Source organism: Rhizobacter sp. P3_C12 (assembly GCF_056402735.1).
The window spans coordinates 1-14564 of the sequence record NZ_JBFUGW010000168.1 but is presented as its reverse complement, the minus strand read 5'-3'; the positions used below and the strand labels follow the sequence as shown (position 1 = coordinate 14564).

Here is a 14564-nt window from a genome sequence, read left to right as displayed (position 1 = left end):
GCGCCGGCCCCCGCGCCGAGCGGCCTGACCGCCGGCTTCGCCGGCACCGTGACCGGCGGCGGCAAGGCCGCGGCCGTGACGGTGAGCAGCGCAGCAGCGATGCAGGCGGCGATCGATGCCTACACCGGCTCGGCCGGCCTCGTGATCCGCTACACCGGCAGCTTCGACTTCGCGTCGATCACCGACTCCTGCGCGCAGCGCACGAAACCTGCCGGTGCCATCGTCGAGGTCAAGAACAAGAGCAACGTGACGATCGAAGGTGCCGACGGCTCGGCCGCGAACTTCGGCCTCGCGGTCAAGGGCGGTGCGACGAACGTCATCATCCGCAACATGACGATCGGCCTGCTGCCGGGCTCGATCGACGCGATCGGCATCGAGGGCCAGGGCGGCAAGTCGCCGGGCTACATCTGGGTCGACCACAACACGCTGTTCAGCAGCATCAAGGAGTGCCCGGGCGCCGGCGACATGGAGTTCGACGGGCTGGTCGACAACAAGGCCGGCGCGCACCACATCACCTACTCGTACAACCACATCCACGACCACCAGAAGGTCGGGCTGATCGGCTCCAGCGACAGCGATTCCAGCGACCGCTTCATCACCTACCACCACAACGTCTACGAGAACGTGAAGTCGCGGCTGCCGCTGCAGCGCGGCGGCTACACCCACCTGTACAACAACCTGTACAGCGGCGTGCACACCTCGGGCGCCAACGTCCGCATGGGCGGCTTCTCGCTGATCGAGGGCAACTGGTTCGAGAACGCGCAGAACCCGGTGACCTCGCGCGACAGCTCGACCATCGGCTACTGGGAGCTGCGCAACAACAACGTGAAGAGCCCGGCCGATTTCAGCCGCTACGGCATCACCTGGGTGGCCAGCGAGTCGTCGCCGTCGCGCGACGCCAGCGACTGGGTCAGCACCAGCGCGTTCCCGGTCGGCATCCCGTACACCTACACTGTGCACGACTCCGCCTGCGTGAAGCAGAAGCTGCCCGCGGTGGCGGGTGCAGGCAAGGCGCTGGCCGGGCTGGGTTGCAACTGAGCGGCAACTGACGAGAGACCGCAACATCGCGGCGCAGAGGAGACAAACTTGGATCTGCACTTCGGAACGCCGCTGCGCGCGGCGATCGTGGCCGGCGGCCTGCTGGCCGCCGCCCTCCCCGCGATGGCCGGCACCTTCGTCTACGTGTCCAGCGCCGACAGCCAGGAGCTGTCGGTGCTGGCCTTCGACCGCGGCACCGGCCGGCTGAGTCCGGTCGAGACGCTGGCCGTCGGCGGCACGGTGATGCCGCTCGCGGTGAGCCCCGACAAGCGCTTCCTCTATGCCGCGCTGCGCTCGCAGCCGTTCCGGGTGGTGAGCTTCGCGATCGACCCGGCCGGCGGCCGCCTCAAGAAGCTGGGCGAGGCGCCGCTCGCCGACAGCATGGCCAACATCGACGTCGACGCCAGCGGCAAGTGGCTGTTCGCGGCCTCGTACCCGGGGCACAAGATCACCGTCAACAGCATCGACGGCAACGGCGTGGTCGGGGCCATCCAGCAACTGATCCCGACATCGCCGAACGCGCATGCGATCCATGCCGACGCGAGCAACCGCTTCGTGCTGGCCACCAGCCTCGGCGGCGACAACATCTCGGTCTGGCGCTTCGATGCCGCCAAGGGACAGCTGACGCCGAACGATCCGGCGATCGTGCAGGCGGCGCCGAAGTCCGGCGCCCGCCATTTCGTCTGGGACAAGGCGCAGAAGCACCTGTACCTGCTCAACGAAGTGGATGCGTCGCTGTACGTCTTCGCGTGGGAGGCCGGCCGAGGCACGCTGCGCGAACTGCAGCGCACGACCACGCTGCCCGAGGGCTTCACCGGCAAGCCGTGGGCCGCCGACCTGCACCTGAGCCCGGACGGCCGGCAGCTCTATGCGTCGGAGCGCACCTCGAGCACGATCGCGCGCTTCAAGGTGGATGCCGAGACGGGCAAGCTGGAGCCGGCCGGCAGCACGCCGACCGAGAAGACGCCGCGCGGCTTCGCGATCGATTCATCGGGCCGCTTCCTGATCGCGGCCGGGCAGGAGTCGCATTCGGTGTCGGTGCACGCGATCGACCCGCGCACCGGCGCGCTCGGCGAAGCCACCCGGCTGCCGGTCGGCAAGAACCCGAACTGGGTGGAGATCGTCGACCTGCCGTGACGGCCACCGGCGGGCGCACTCAGCTCTCGTTGTGCGCGACCTTGATGCGCCGGCGCGTGCGCTCGGCCACGTCGTAGATGTTGAAGTCGCTCATCGTCCGGCCGTAGAGGTGCAGGCTGACGGCACGCGGCCGCTCGGCCGGCACGCCGGTGACGTGGATGTGGTCCGGGTTCGGCACGAAGCTCGTGACGGCGCCGCGGCTCAGCAGGATCGTGCCGCCGCGCGCCAGGTCGATGTCTTCGTCGGCGCCGCGGTCGGGTGACAGCCGCACATAGCTGCGCTCTTCCAGCACGCCCTCGACCACGCCGACGACACCCCAGCTGCCGTGGTCGTGCACCGGCGTCCACTGGCCCGGCAGCCAGACGATCGAGTACAGCGACAGGCTCGCATCCGGCGCGTCGTAGATCAGGTTGCGGGTGTAGCCCGACGCGCTGCTGCGGTAGTGCTGCGGCTCGAGGAAGCTGCCGGCGTGGTCGATCAGCTCGAGCATCAGCGGCGCCAGCGCGAGCACGCAATCGGCCGGATCGGGCTGGCGGCCGCTGTGGGCCGAGGCTTGGGCGATGAAGGCGTCGAGGGCGGCGGAGGTCATCGGCGGATTGTCGCGCCTCGCCGGCCCCCTCATCTCGCGATGAGGGCAGGCAGCGACGCCGCCAGCAGCGCGACACCCGACGCCGTCAGCAGGCCCAGCACGATCTTGCGGAACGCCGCCTCGGACATGCCGATGTACAGCCGCGCGCCCAGCAGCGTGGGCACCAGCATCGCCGGCGCGACGATCGCGAACATCGGCAGCATGTCGCGGGTGACGATGCCCTTGGCCACGTAGACGGCCATCGTGACCGCCAGCGCCGCGAGATTGAAGTTCTGGATGATGGCGCGCTGCTCGTCCTTCGCGAAGCCGCGCAGCGTGCACCACAGCGTGGGGATCGTGCCGGTGAATCCGCCGATGCCGCCCATCACGCCGCCGAGGCCGCCGGCGACCGCATCGGCCACCTGGCCGCCGGCCCGGATCTTCGGGAGGCTGCCGGCCAGCAGCATCGCCGGACACCACAGCACGAGCAGCGTGCCCAGCACCACCTTGAAGAGCAGCACGTCGAGCAGCGGCAGGATGGTCACGCCGATCGGAATGCCGACCAGGCCGCCCAGCACGAAGGGCAGCAGGCGCCGCAGGTCGAAGCCGCGCCGCACCGTCAGCGCGGCAATGACCTGGCCGGTCAGCGAGCCGAACACGGCCAGCACGGCCGCCAGCATCGGGTCGAGCGCCCAGGCCCAGAACGACATCGCGGTGAGGCCGAACCCGAAACCCGACAGGCCCTGGACGAAGCCGGCGCAGATCGCGCCGACGGCGACGACCATCACGAGGTGGTGATCCATGGGAATCAGTGAGTGGTCCTGAGTGCGGAGAACAGCTCGATGAGCCGCGATGCGGCAGGCGACAGGTAGCTGTTGGCGCGGTAGGTCACCACGAGCCGGCGGTGCATCGTGGCCTCCTTCAAGGGGATCTCCTTCAGGCCCGACCGTCCCGGCCGGCTGCCCAGGTGGTGGCGCGAGATGAAACTCAGCAGGCCGGTCTGCTCGATCAGCAACGGCAGCATCAGCAGCATCGTGCTCTCGACCTGGACCTTCGGCCGCGGCAAGCGCTTGCGGTCGAAGGTGTGGTCGAGCCAGTCGCGCGTCGGCGCGCCAGGCGGCTGCAATGCCCAGCGGTAGGCCGACAAATCCTTCAGCGTCGGGGTGCCGCGAAACAGTTCGTGGCTCGCGCTCGCGGCGACGACGATCGCATCCTCCACCAGCATCTTCGAAACGTAGCCGGCTTCGGTGGGGCCCTCGGTTCCGACCATCATGTCGATCTCGCCGGCGTGCAGTTGCGGCTTCAGCGTGTCGACCAGGCCGACGACGGTGCGCAGCGTCACCTCGGGCGCCTCCTGCAGCAGTTGCCGGGCCACCGAGGGCAGCACGAACTGCGCCGCGGTCGGCACGATGCCGATGCGGACATGCCCGGCCAGCCCCTGGCCGATGGCACCGATCTCGCGCTGCGCATCTTCGACGTCGAAGCGCATGCGCTGGGCCCACTTCAGCAGCACGCGCCCGGCGGCCGTCAGCCGGATGCCCCGGCCGGCTCTCTCGAACAGCGCAGCCCCGCAGTCCTCTTCCAGGCGCCGGACGCAGCTCGTCAGCGCGGGCTGCGTGCGGTGCAACCGCGCCGCCGCACGGCCCATGTGCTGCAGCTCGGCGATGGTCTCGAAATAGCGCAGGTCGCGCAGGTCCATGTCAAAAGTGCCGTTGATGGATTTCAAAAAACTATCGATTGGACTGTAGAGGTCGCCACGCCAATACTCAAGCCCATCGACAGACCCGCGACACCGATCCGGGCCGCCAGATCGGCGCGATTCACGATGGAGACGACATGCCCTTTCTCTTTTCCCTTGCCCGACACTTCCTGCCCGCCCTGGCAATGGCCGCCGTTTGCAGCGGCGCGTTCGCCCAGGCCTGGCCGGCCAAGCCGATCCGCGTCATCGTGCCGTTCCCGCCCGGGGGCGGAACCGACATCATCGCCCGCGAATCGACGCAGAAGGTCGCCACGGCGACGGGCTGGACCTTCGTGATCGACAACAAGCCGGGAGCCGGCGGCAACCTCGGCGTGGACGCGGTGGCCAAGGCCCCCGCCGACGGCTACACGCTCGTGCTGGGCCAGACCAGCAACCTGGCGATCAACGCGACGCTGTACGCGAAGATGCCCTACGACTCGCAGAAGGACCTGTCGCCCATCGTCCTGCTGGCCAACGCCCCGCTGGTGATGGTCACCGGCATGGGCACGCCGCACAAGACGCTGGCCGATGCCGTCGCTGCGGCGAAGGCCAGGCCCGACGCGCTGAACTTCGCGTCGCCCGGCAACGGCACCGTCGCGCACCTGACCGGCGAGCTCTTCCAGAAGGCCGCCGGCATCCGGACGCAGCATGTGCCGTACAAGGGCGCCGCGCAGGCACTGACCGACGTCATCAGCGGCAACGTCGACCTGTACATGGCGTCGGTGCCGACACTGCTCGGCCAGATCAAGCAGGGCAAGCTGCGCCCGCTGGCGGTCACGTCGGCGAAGCGGGTCGACGATCTGCCGAACACCCCGACCATCAACGAGTCCGGCTACAAGGGGTTCGACGCCGTCACCTGGTTCGGCCTGCTGGCACCGGCCGGCACGCCGAAGGAGGTCATCGTGAAGCTGAACGCCGAGTTCAACAAGGCGCTGCGCCAGGCCGATCTGCGCAAGAAGCTCGAAGACGAGGGGGCGGATGCCGCCGGCGGCACGCCCGACCAGTTCGCCGCGCTGATCAGGACGGAAGTCCAGCGCTGGGGCGGGGTCGTCAAGGAGTCCGGCGCCAGGGTCGACTGACCCCGGGCCGCCCGCACACGTTCAACAGCCAATCCAGGAGATCCCGATGAGCCAGGCCGCTGCATTGCCCGACGTCATGCGCGACATCGAACGCGTCGACGCCGCCACCGTCGAGCGTGCCTCGAAGTTCCCGTCGTCGATCCTCGCCGACGTGGCCGGTCGCCGCGGCGCGCTGCACGGCCGCATCGCGCCGCTGTCGCCGTCGATGCGCTTCGCCGGCCCGGCGCTCACCGTCGAGGTCCGGCCCGGCGACAACCTGATGATCCATGCCGCGATGGCGATCGCGCAGCCGGGGGACGTGATCGTGGTCGACGGCAAGGGCGATCTCGGCAGCGCGCTGATGGGCGAGATCATGTCGCAGCAGTGCGTGGCGCTCGGCATCGCGGCGGTCGTGATCGACGGCGCGGTGCGCGACAGCGAGGCCATCCGCGAACTGGGCTTCCCGATGTATGCGGCGGGCCTGAACCCGAATGGCCCGACCAAGTTCGTCCCGGGGCGGCTCAACCACCCGATCTCCGTCGGCGGCGTGACCGTGCATCCCGGTGACCTCGTGGTGGGCGACGCCGATGGCGTGACGGTGATCGAACGGGCCCGGGCCGTGGCGCTGCTGCCGCTGGCCGCCGAGAAGGTCGCCGCGGAGGCGCGGCGCATTGCCGACATCAAGAGTCGCAAGGCGCTGCGGCCCGCCTGGCTGGACGGCGCGCTCCGAGCGGCCGGCGTCATCCAGGACGGAGAAACGCTGTGAGCCGCAAGCCGGTGTTCGTCGTGACCGGTGCCGACCTGGCGCCGCAGGCGATGGCCTTGCTCGACGACTTCGAGGTCGTCTTCGCGGGCAGGACGCCGACCGAGCACGACGTGATCGCCCTGTGCCAGCGGCACGACCCGGTGGCGATCATCGTGCGCTACAGCCAGGTCGGCGCCGCCGCGATGGACGCTGCGCCGAGCCTGAAGGTGATCTCGAAGCATGGCAGCGGCACCGACACGATCGACCAGGCCGCCGCCCGGGCCCGCGGCATCCAGGTCGTCGCCGCTGTGGGGGCCAATGCCGCCGCCGTCGCCGAACAGGCGCTTGCGCTGTTGCTCGCCGCCGCCAAATCGGTGGTGCTGCTGAACGAGCGCATGCATGGCGGCCACTGGGACAAGGCGACGCACAAGAGCATCGAGCTCGAAGGCCGCACCATCGGCGTGATCGGCCTGGGGGCGATCGGCCGGCGCTTCGCTCGCGTGGCCGATGCCCTGGGCATGCGCGTCCTCGGATTCGACCCGTACGCGAACGACCTGCCGGCGCATGTCGCGCGCGCCGACCTGGCGACGATCTGGCGCGAGGCCGATGCGATCTCGCTGCACTGCCCGCTGACGGCCGACAACGCACGGCTGCTGAACGCGCAGACCCTGGCCGCCTGCAAGCGGGGCGTGCTGATCGTCAACACCGCGCGCGGTGGCCTGATCGACGAGGCGGCGCTGCTCGCCGCGGTGCGCTCGGGCCAGGTGGCCGCGGCCGGGCTCGACAGCTTTGCGACCGAGCCGATGCCCTCGCCGCACCCGTTCCACGGCGAGGCGCGCATCACGCTCAGCCCGCACATCGGCGGCGTCACCGCGGATGCCTACGTCAAGATGGGCGTGGCCGCGGCGGAGAACGCGCTGAACGTCCTGCGATCTTGAAGGTCATGCCAGCGTCTCGGCCGCCGAGAAGCCCTGCTCCATCAAGGCGAGGAACGCGGCGTTCGCCTTCTTCGCAGAGCCGCCGCGCTCCATCAGGCGTATCGCTTCCTCGCGCGCCATGCGCATCGTCAGCACGATCATCCCGGCCATGAGTCGCGTGACGCCGTCGGGCTTCGGCCCTGCCAGCTCGATCGCAAGGCCTTCGGCCGCTTCGTCCCCGAGCTCGCGCAGGCGCGCCTGAAGCGACGGGCTGGCGGCGAGGACCCGCCACCAGTTCAGTGCCTGCGCGTTGACGGAGCACAGCGGATGCTTCCGGCCGCTCAGCTCCTGGACGAGCGCGCGCAGCGCATCGATGGGAGATGTCCCGTCGGGCCTCTCGCGCAGCGCCTGACGGAACGACAGCAGCTTCAGGTCGTCCTCGCGATCGAGCATCAGCTCTTCCTTGCGGGAGAAGTAGTTGAAGACGGTCATCTTCGACACGTTCGCCGCAACCGCGATGTCGTCGATCGTCACCGCCTCGAAGCCCCGCTCGAAGAACAGCTCTGTCGCCACGTCGGAAATCCGCTGTCGGGTTTCCCGCTTCTTGCTCTCGCGTCTCTCGCCCATGGGCGTGAAGCTTAGCCGAAGCTCGCGTGGGAGATCCGCCGTTGGCTCAAATTTTGTACTCAGTAAAAAATGTGTTGCCAATAACTTTTATCGAGTACACAATTTTCACTCGTCATCGCTGGATGGCGCAGCACAGAGAAAGGAAGCGGCAGATGACCCGTGGCAATGACAAGAAGGTGCTCATCTCGGGAGCGAGCTTCGCGGGGCTCTCGTGCGCCCATTGGATGAGTCAGCTGGGCTACGACGTGACCGTCGTCGAGATCGGGCCGGGGCTGCGCACCGGCGGCACGGCCGTCGACATCCGCGGGAACACGGTCGACATCGTCAAGCGCATGGGGATCCTCGAACAGATTCGCGCCAATCGCCTGGGCCTGCGACGGTGGGAATTCAAGAACGCCGATGACCGGACCGAACGCGCACTCGTGTTGCGGGCGGAAGGCGATCCTCCCCGGGAAGATGAATTCGAGATCGAGCGGAACGTGCTGCTGAACATCCTGCTCGAGGCCGTGAGAGACCGATGCGAGATCGTCTTCGGGGACAACATCGCAGGGCTGGTGGAGACGACCGGCGGCGTCGACGTCACGTTCAGGAAGGGCGGCCGGGGCTCGTTCGGCCTCGTGCTCGGCTGCGATGGCATGCATTCGGGCGTGCGCAAGCTCTGGTTCGGCGAGGAAGCGCGGTACACGCACTTTCTCCAGCAGTACTTCTCGATCGCGATCGTCGACACCTTGCTGATCGAGCGCGATACCGCGCAGATCTTCAACGTGCCAGGCAAGGCCGTGATGCTCAATGCCTACAAGGACAAGACCGACATCATCCTGGGCTTTGTCTGCGAGCGCGAGATCGCGCATGACCGCCGCGACGAAGCGCAGCAGCGCAGGATCATGGCGGAGCAGTTCGCCGGGTTGGGCTGGAGGACTGCGGAGGTGTTGAGGGCCATGGCCGACTCGAACAACTTCTACTTCGACAAGCTGTGCCAGATCCGGATGCCCTCGTGGTCGCGGGGCAGGGTCGCGTTGGTGGGGGACGCGGCCTTCTGCGCGTCTCCCGCTGCCGGAATGGGCGGATCACTCGCCATCGACGGCGCGGCCGCGTTGGGAGAGGCGATGCGGGCAGCGGGTGGCGACCCTGCGCGGGCGTTCCGCCTCTATGACGAGCAGTTCCGTCCGTTCGTCGACGAAGTACAAGCCGAAGCGGTGCGGGTGGGACTCGAGACGCTGGTGCCTCGAACCGAAGAGGCGATCCGCGCACGAAACGCGAAGACGCAATTCGAGTTCTAGGCCGCCCGGCCTCTCGGTCCCCGCCTTTCAGTTCACAGCCGGCGCCGTGAGGCGCCAGTGTTCACCACTGCATTTCGCCCTTGGCCACCTTGGCGCCGATGTCGAGCGCGATGCCCAGGCCGGCTTGCGGGTAGGCCTTCTTCATGGCCTCGATCAGCTCCGCAGCGTTCTTGGCTTTCGCGGCTTCCGCATCGAAGCGCTGCAGGTACTCGCGGGTGTAGCGGACGCTGCTGGCGTCGAGCGGCGTGCCGGCGGCCATGTGGCCGGGCACGACGGTGACGGGCTTCAGCGCCTCGATCTCGTCGAGCTGGGCGAACCAGGCCTTGCGCTCGCCGGCCTTCTGGGTGTCGGCGGTCCACACGTGCAGGTTGCCGAAGATCGCGATGTTGCCGGCGACGGCCTTGATCGACGGAATCCACACGTAGGGGCGATGGGCCAGCTCACCGGTGGTGCCGCGAACCTCGATCGTCTCGCCATCGACGCTCAGCGTCGTGCCCTGCAGCAGTTCCGGCACGATCGGCTTCTGCGGCGCATTGGCGCCCATCTTGGGGCCCCAGAACGCCAGCTTGCCTGCCAGCTTGGCCTGGATCTTCTCGCGCACGGCCGGGGTGGTCAGCACCTGCGCCTGCGGGAAATACGCCTTGAGCACTTCGGCGCCGAAGTAGAAATCCGGGTCGGCGTTGCTGATGAAGATGGTGCGCAGCGACTTGCCGCTGTCGAGCACATTGGCCGCCACGCGCAGCGCATCGGCACGGGTGAAGCCGCTGTCGATGACGATGGCCTCGGTCTTGCCGCTGACCACCACGGCGTTGACGTTGAAGCTGTTGCCGTCGGCGTTGTAGACCTTCAGGGTCAGCGCAGGCTGGGCCTGCGCCACGGCGGCCGTGGGTGCGACGACGCCCAGCGCCAGGGCGGGCAGGAAAACGCGGACGAAGGTGCTGAACTGGAACATGGAGATCTCCGTGAGGGTGGGAACACTGTTTGCGACGAGATGGACTCTATTTGCATCGATGCAGTAGATAAATATTGCTACAGTTGAATTGTTGTTGCATAGATCGATGAAATGGACCGTCTGACGGCTGTGCGTGTGTTCGTCGAAGTGGCCGATCTCGGCAGCCTCACCCAGGCTGCCGAGCGCCTGGAGATGTCGGTCGCGATGGTCAGCCGCTACCTCGCGGCGCTCGAGGACTGGCTCGGCGCCCGCCTGCTGCACCGGACCACGCGGCGTGTCAGCCTCACCGATGCCGGGTCGGCGGCACTGCCCTCGTGCCGGCAGCTGCTCGGCATCGCGGACGAGGTCCATCACCTGGCCGGCGAGCGCAGCCGTGAGCCGGCGGGGCTGCTGCGCGTCACCACGGCGGGCTCCTTCGCCGAGGCCCAGCTCACCGGCGCGCTGGTGGATTTCCAGCGCCTGCACCCGCAGGTGGAGGTGATGCTGTCGGTGGGCGACAAGGTCACCGACCTGGTCGCGGAGCGCGTCGACCTCGCGGTGCGCATCACCAACACGCTGGACGCGACGATGATCGCGCGGCCGCTGGCGCAGTGCCGGTCGATGCTGTGCGCCTCACCCGGGTACCTGCAGCAGCACGGCGTGCCGCGCGTGGCCGAGGAGCTGCGGCGCCACCGCTGCGTGGCGCACGCCTTCGGCATCGGCAAGCACTACGGGTTCACGCGCGGCGGCGAGAAGCTCATGGTGTCGGTCGACTGGGCCTTCCACACCAACGAAACCGCGGTGCTCCGGCGTGCCGTTCTGTCCGGGGCCGGCATCGGCATGCTGCCGACCTACTACCTCGGCGATGACCTGCGCGCCGGCCGCCTGGTGCAGCTGCTGCCCGACCACGAGCCGGACGTGCTGGGCATCCACGCCCTCTATCTCTCGCGCCAGCATCAACCGCTGGCGCTGCGCATGCTGGTGGACTTCCTGGCGGAGCGCTTCGCGGGGGAGGAGGCGCCGTGGGATCTCGCCCTGAATGACAGAATCTGATGAAACTCCCTGGTGCGCACATGAAGATCCTGCGTTGGCTTCTCGTCCTGCCGTCGTGGCTTGCCGGGGTGGTCCTGAGCCTGGTGGTGGCCATGGCGCTGCGAGCCCTCTGCATCCAGCTGTGCCCGCCGGAGCTGCTGGTGTCCGGCATGTGCATGGCGACGTGGTACCGCGCTGCCGAATCGCTGTCGATCTGTGTCGGGGCGGCCGTGGGCGCCGCGACTGCCGTGCTCCTCCCCTCGCTCGCCGCGCCGCAGCATCGCGGTCGCGTGGCGCTCGCAGCGCTGGGTCTCGGGACGGCCTGCGCGACGTGGTGGCTGGCGGCCGGCGGCTTCTCGCTGCTGGCACCTTTTGCTTGCGCGCTGGCCAGTGGCGTCGTCACTGTCCTCGTGGTCCTGGGCCGGCCTGCCCGATATCGAGGTGAGTTGCGGTGACATCTTCGAGCACGGTGCCGATGCGATCGTCTGTCAGCCATTTCCAGCGCGCGTCGGACTCCGCACGGGCCTGTTCGAAGCTCCTGGCGTAGTCGAGCATCCCGTTGCCGAGCACCAGCCGAAGCGGTGGCTCCTCCACCTCCACCTCCGCAACCCGCATCACCACCGCAGCGATGCGCGAGGGGTCCGCGTAGCTGTCGCTGCCGAAGACGTTCGTGTCGAACTGGGCGGCGATGTCCTGCATCGCCATGTCTTCCACCGCTCCGATGTTGGCGAACCCGGCGTTGTTGATGACGGCGTCCAGCCGTCCGAACCGCCGAACGCCGCTGTCGACGGCCGCTTTCGCGCTCGCGAAGTCCGTGACGTCGAGCGCCACCGGAAGGATCTGCTCGCGGTCTTTGCCATGAAGGGCTCCTTGTCGGGAGCTTGTCGACGGGTTGAACGAGCCTCCACGATAGGTGGCAAATACAGGACTGAATACAATCAACAATCCAGTCTTCGTTTGCCAGAGTCCTGCCATGGTCGATCCACTGTCGGAAGTGATCTCCTTGCTGCAACCGGGAACCGTGTTCTCGAAGGGCATCAGCGGCGCGGGGCGCTGGGGGGTGCGCTACTCGGCATTCGGCCAGCCGAGCTTCTGCGCGGTGCTCGAGGGATCCTGCCGGCTGGCGGTCGACGGCCAGGAGCCCATCACGCTGCAGGCGGGAGACTTCGTCCTGCTGCCTGCCACGCCGGGACTGACCCTCTCCGGCTTCCAGCCGGTCAGGCCGAAGAAGGTCGACCCTCGCATCGAGGCTTCGGAGGCCTCGGGAGAGGTACGGCATGGCACGCAAGACGGCCCGCCCGATGTCCGGCTGTTGGGCGGCTACTTCGTCTTCGGCTCGCCGGACGCTGCGCTGCTGGTCTCGCTGTTGCCCCAGCAGATTCACATTCGCGGCGAGCCGCGACTGGAGAGGCTCGTCCAGTGGGTGAAGGAAGAGGCCCGCGACGAGCGCGCCGGACGCGAGCTGGTGCTGGCACGCCTCGTCGAGGTGCTGCTGATCGAGGCGCTTCGCTCCACGACCGGGGCGTCGGCTTCAGCCGGGTTGCTTCGCGGCCTGGCGGACACGCGCCTGGCGCGGTCGCTGCGGCAGATGCACGAGAGACCCTCCCACGCCTGGACCGTCGAGCAGTTGGCCCGGGAAGCCGCGCTCTCGCGTTCGGCCTACTTCGAGCGATTCACGCGTGCCGTCGGCATGCCGCCGATGGAGTACCTGCTCTCCTGGCGCATGGCCCTGGCGAAGAAGCTGCTTCGCAGCAGGGATCGCGGGCTCGGCGAGGTTGCCGAGTTGGTGGGCTACAGCTCGGCCAGCACCTTCAGCACGGCGTTCAGCCACCATGTGGGCCAGCCACCGGGCAGGTTTGCGCAGGGTCGCTGAGCCGCCAAGGCCTGCCCCATCAGCCGGGAGACCTCGCGTAAGAGATGCTACCAAGCCCCACCGAAGGCAGGACGCTGGCGGATCTTCAAGACAATCCGGACGCCTCCCCTCCATTGGCAAGCGCCGTGCACTCCATGAACAGAAATGAAGAGAGATTCCGCAAGCTGCTGGCCTTGACGGCCTTGTGCGCCAGCACCGCCCTCGTGGCGGGCTGCGGTGGCAGCTCGGACGGCGATGGCAACGCGAATACGCCGCAGCAAGGTGGCCCGGCTCCGGCTCCGATGGTGTCCGCGCAATTCACCGCGAGCAACGCCGAGATCCCCAACCCCGAGCGCGGCTTCTACCGCTGGGCCTGGTCGGACCTGAACCAGTTCAGCAAGGACGACGGCGCCGATGCGTACACGAACGGCTTCCGCGTTCTCTACGCGATGGTCCGGCTCGACGCCTACAAGAGCACCGCTCTGCCCGCCAGCCTGCTCGACGGCTTGCGCACCGGCTTCGCCAACGCGCGGCAATCGGGCGTGAAGATCATCCCCCGCTTCGTCTACAACTACCCGGACGGCGAAACCGAGTACCGCAACGCAACCGACGCATCGCTCAGCCAGGTGCTCGCCCACATCGCCCAGCTCAAGCCGGTGCTGCAGGAGAACACCGATGTCATCGCCTACCTGCAGGCGGGCTTCATCGGGGCGTGGGGCGAGTGGCACACCTCGTCGAACGGCCTGACCAGCGCCGGCAACCGCACGAGCATCCGCGATGCCTTGCTCGGCGCCCTGCCCCCGGAGCAGTTCGTCCAGTTCCGCTACCCGCCCTACGTGATGGAGTGGTTCGCCACGCCACCGGCGGAATCGACCGCCTTCAACGGATCGGCCGCCTCGCGCTCGGGCGTGCACAACGACTGCTTCCTGGCCAGCGCCACCGACGTCGGCACCTACAGCGACAACGCCACCACGAGGCAGCAGCAGCGCAACTACACCATGGCGCTCGCGAAGGTCACGCCCTTCGGCGGTGAAACCTGCAACCCGGCGGACGACGCCGGCGCGCAGCCCCGGACCAGCTGCGCGGACATCCTGGCGGAAGGCCGGCAGTTCTCGCTGACCTACCTGAACAACGACTACTACACCGAAGCCTTCCACACCCGCTGGAAACAGGACGGGTGCTACGACGAGGTCAAGCGCCTGATGGGCTACCGGCTGGAGTTCGTCTCGGCCGAACATGCCGCGACGGCCACCACCGGTGCTGCGTTGTCGGTGCGATTCACGGTGCGCAATGTCGGTTGGGCCCGACCGTTCAAGGCGCGCCCGGTGCTCCTGCTGCTGAAGCATCGAACCAGCGGCACGGTGGTGAAGCTGTCGACCTCCGTCGATCCCCGCAGCTGGACCGCGGGCAACAGCTTCACGCACGATGTGTCGGTGACCGTTCCCGCGGGCACGCAGGTGGGAGAGCACGACGTCTACATCGCGCTGCCCGATGGCACGGGGCCGCTCGGCAGCGATGCCCGCTTCGCCGTGCGACCGGCCAATGCAGACAATGCCGCCAGCCGGCAGGGGTGGGATGCGTCGCTGGGCGCCTTCCGCTTCGGCACCACCGTCACGGTCAAGTAGGCGGGCGGCCGCGCTG

General features: G+C 68.3%; 16 protein-coding genes. 10 read left to right on the top strand and 6 right to left on the bottom strand.

What is annotated here, in order from left to right; all coding sequences use genetic code 11:
• Positions 1–1038: pectate lyase family protein (locus AC1DXV_RS22550; protein WP_477935620.1), on the top strand; the 1038-nt coding region annotated here is incomplete at its 5' end.
• Positions 1039–1092: 54 nt separating this feature from the next.
• Positions 1093–2175, top strand: a complete 1083-nt coding sequence (locus tag AC1DXV_RS22545; RefSeq protein ID WP_477868601.1) for a lactonase family protein — start codon at positions 1093–1095, stop codon at positions 2173–2175.
• Positions 2176–2194: 19 nt separating this feature from the next.
• Here the strand turns inward: AC1DXV_RS22545 and AC1DXV_RS22540 are convergent, their stop codons facing one another.
• The 3 genes from AC1DXV_RS22540 to AC1DXV_RS22530 are packed head-to-tail and all read right to left on the bottom strand — an operon-like array spanning position 2195 to position 4442.
• Positions 2195–2764, bottom strand: coding sequence for a cysteine dioxygenase family protein (locus AC1DXV_RS22540; RefSeq protein ID WP_477868597.1), 570 nt, complete (start codon positions 2762–2764; stop codon positions 2195–2197).
• Positions 2765–2793: 29 nt separating this feature from the next.
• Complete coding sequence (locus AC1DXV_RS22535) at positions 2794–3546, bottom strand: sulfite exporter TauE/SafE family protein (protein WP_477868595.1); 753 nt, start codon at positions 3544–3546, stop codon at positions 2794–2796.
• A 5-nt stretch (positions 3547–3551) separates the two neighbouring features.
• Complete coding sequence (locus AC1DXV_RS22530) at positions 3552–4442, bottom strand: LysR family transcriptional regulator (protein ID WP_477868593.1); 891 nt, start codon at positions 4440–4442, stop codon at positions 3552–3554.
• A gap of 185 nt (positions 4443–4627) precedes the next feature.
• Between AC1DXV_RS22530 and AC1DXV_RS22525 the strand changes: the two genes are divergently transcribed.
• The 3 genes from AC1DXV_RS22525 to AC1DXV_RS22515 are packed head-to-tail and all read left to right on the top strand — an operon-like array spanning position 4628 to position 7222.
• On the top strand, positions 4628–5560 hold the full coding sequence (locus tag AC1DXV_RS22525) for a Bug family tripartite tricarboxylate transporter substrate binding protein (protein WP_477868591.1): 933 nt from the start codon (positions 4628–4630) through the stop codon (positions 5558–5560).
• A gap of 46 nt (positions 5561–5606) precedes the next feature.
• A complete protein-coding gene (locus tag AC1DXV_RS22520; RefSeq protein ID WP_477935618.1) occupies positions 5607–6305 on the top strand; it encodes an RraA family protein in 699 nt (232 codons plus the stop codon).
• On the top strand, positions 6302–7222 hold the full coding sequence (locus AC1DXV_RS22515) for an NAD(P)-dependent oxidoreductase (protein WP_477865079.1): 921 nt from the start codon (positions 6302–6304) through the stop codon (positions 7220–7222). The genes AC1DXV_RS22520 and AC1DXV_RS22515 overlap by 4 nt, the downstream gene beginning before the upstream one ends.
• A 3-nt stretch (positions 7223–7225) precedes the next feature.
• Here the strand turns inward: AC1DXV_RS22515 and AC1DXV_RS22510 are convergent, their stop codons facing one another.
• On the bottom strand, positions 7226–7828 hold the full coding sequence (locus tag AC1DXV_RS22510) for a TetR/AcrR family transcriptional regulator (protein WP_477865078.1): 603 nt from the start codon (positions 7826–7828) through the stop codon (positions 7226–7228).
• 152 nt (positions 7829–7980) lie between these two features.
• Here AC1DXV_RS22510 and AC1DXV_RS22505 point away from each other — a divergent pair, with 152 nt between their 5' ends.
• On the top strand, positions 7981–9108 hold the full coding sequence (locus AC1DXV_RS22505) for an FAD-dependent monooxygenase (protein WP_477865077.1): 1128 nt from the start codon (positions 7981–7983) through the stop codon (positions 9106–9108).
• 61 nt (positions 9109–9169) lie between these two features.
• Here AC1DXV_RS22505 and AC1DXV_RS22500 read toward each other — a convergent pair whose 3' ends face one another.
• A complete protein-coding gene (locus AC1DXV_RS22500; protein WP_477865076.1) occupies positions 9170–10060 on the bottom strand; it encodes an MBL fold metallo-hydrolase in 891 nt (296 codons plus the stop codon).
• A gap of 111 nt (positions 10061–10171) precedes the next feature.
• Here AC1DXV_RS22500 and AC1DXV_RS22495 point away from each other — a divergent pair, with 111 nt between their 5' ends.
• Positions 10172–11092: a LysR family transcriptional regulator gene (locus AC1DXV_RS22495; protein WP_477865075.1), complete on the top strand. Its 921-nt coding sequence runs from the start codon at positions 10172–10174 to the stop codon at positions 11090–11092.
• A 20-nt stretch (positions 11093–11112) separates the two neighbouring features.
• Complete coding sequence (locus AC1DXV_RS22490; protein WP_477865074.1) at positions 11113–11526, top strand: hypothetical protein; 414 nt, start codon at positions 11113–11115, stop codon at positions 11524–11526.
• Here the strand turns inward: AC1DXV_RS22490 and AC1DXV_RS22485 are convergent.
• A complete protein-coding gene (locus AC1DXV_RS22485) occupies positions 11471–12046 on the bottom strand; it encodes an SDR family NAD(P)-dependent oxidoreductase (RefSeq protein ID WP_477865073.1) in 576 nt (191 codons plus the stop codon). The two genes, AC1DXV_RS22490 and AC1DXV_RS22485, sit on opposite strands and share 56 nt — an antisense overlap.
• Between AC1DXV_RS22485 and AC1DXV_RS22480 the strand changes: the two genes are divergently transcribed.
• Positions 12045–12944, top strand: a complete 900-nt coding sequence (locus AC1DXV_RS22480; RefSeq protein WP_477935616.1) for an AraC family transcriptional regulator — start codon at positions 12045–12047, stop codon at positions 12942–12944. The genes AC1DXV_RS22485 and AC1DXV_RS22480 overlap by 2 nt on opposite strands.
• 134 nt (positions 12945–13078) lie before the next feature.
• Positions 13079–14548 (top strand): DUF4832 domain-containing protein, encoded by a 1470-nt coding sequence (locus tag AC1DXV_RS22475; protein WP_477935614.1) that lies wholly within the window; start codon positions 13079–13081, stop codon positions 14546–14548.
• The last annotated feature ends 16 nt before the right edge of the window (positions 14549–14564 follow it).

Coding starts and splice junctions, on each gene's coding strand:
- AC1DXV_RS22540 (WP_477868597.1), bottom strand. CDS start 2,764: ATGACCTCCGCCGCCCTCGACGCCTTCATCGCCCAAGCCTCGGCCCAC.
- AC1DXV_RS22535 (WP_477868595.1), bottom strand. CDS start 3,546: ATGGATCACCACCTCGTGATGGTCGTCGCCGTCGGCGCGATCTGCGCC.
- AC1DXV_RS22530 (WP_477868593.1), bottom strand. CDS start 4,442: ATGGACCTGCGCGACCTGCGCTATTTCGAGACCATCGCCGAGCTGCAG.
- AC1DXV_RS22525 (WP_477868591.1), top strand. CDS start 4,628: ATGGCCGCCGTTTGCAGCGGCGCGTTCGCCCAGGCCTGGCCGGCCAAG.
- AC1DXV_RS22520 (WP_477935618.1), top strand. CDS start 5,607: ATGAGCCAGGCCGCTGCATTGCCCGACGTCATGCGCGACATCGAACGC.
- AC1DXV_RS22510 (WP_477865078.1), bottom strand. CDS start 7,828: ATGGGCGAGAGACGCGAGAGCAAGAAGCGGGAAACCCGACAGCGGATT.
- AC1DXV_RS22505 (WP_477865077.1), top strand. CDS start 7,981: ATGACCCGTGGCAATGACAAGAAGGTGCTCATCTCGGGAGCGAGCTTC.
- AC1DXV_RS22500 (WP_477865076.1), bottom strand. CDS start 10,060: ATGTTCCAGTTCAGCACCTTCGTCCGCGTTTTCCTGCCCGCCCTGGCG.
- AC1DXV_RS22495 (WP_477865075.1), top strand. CDS start 10,172: ATGGACCGTCTGACGGCTGTGCGTGTGTTCGTCGAAGTGGCCGATCTC.
- AC1DXV_RS22490 (WP_477865074.1), top strand. CDS start 11,113: ATGAAGATCCTGCGTTGGCTTCTCGTCCTGCCGTCGTGGCTTGCCGGG.
- AC1DXV_RS22480 (WP_477935616.1), top strand. CDS start 12,045: ATGGTCGATCCACTGTCGGAAGTGATCTCCTTGCTGCAACCGGGAACC.
- AC1DXV_RS22485 (WP_477865073.1), bottom strand. CDS start 12,046: ATGGCAGGACTCTGGCAAACGAAGACTGGATTGTTGATTGTATTCAGT.
- AC1DXV_RS22475 (WP_477935614.1), top strand. CDS start 13,079: ATGAACAGAAATGAAGAGAGATTCCGCAAGCTGCTGGCCTTGACGGCC.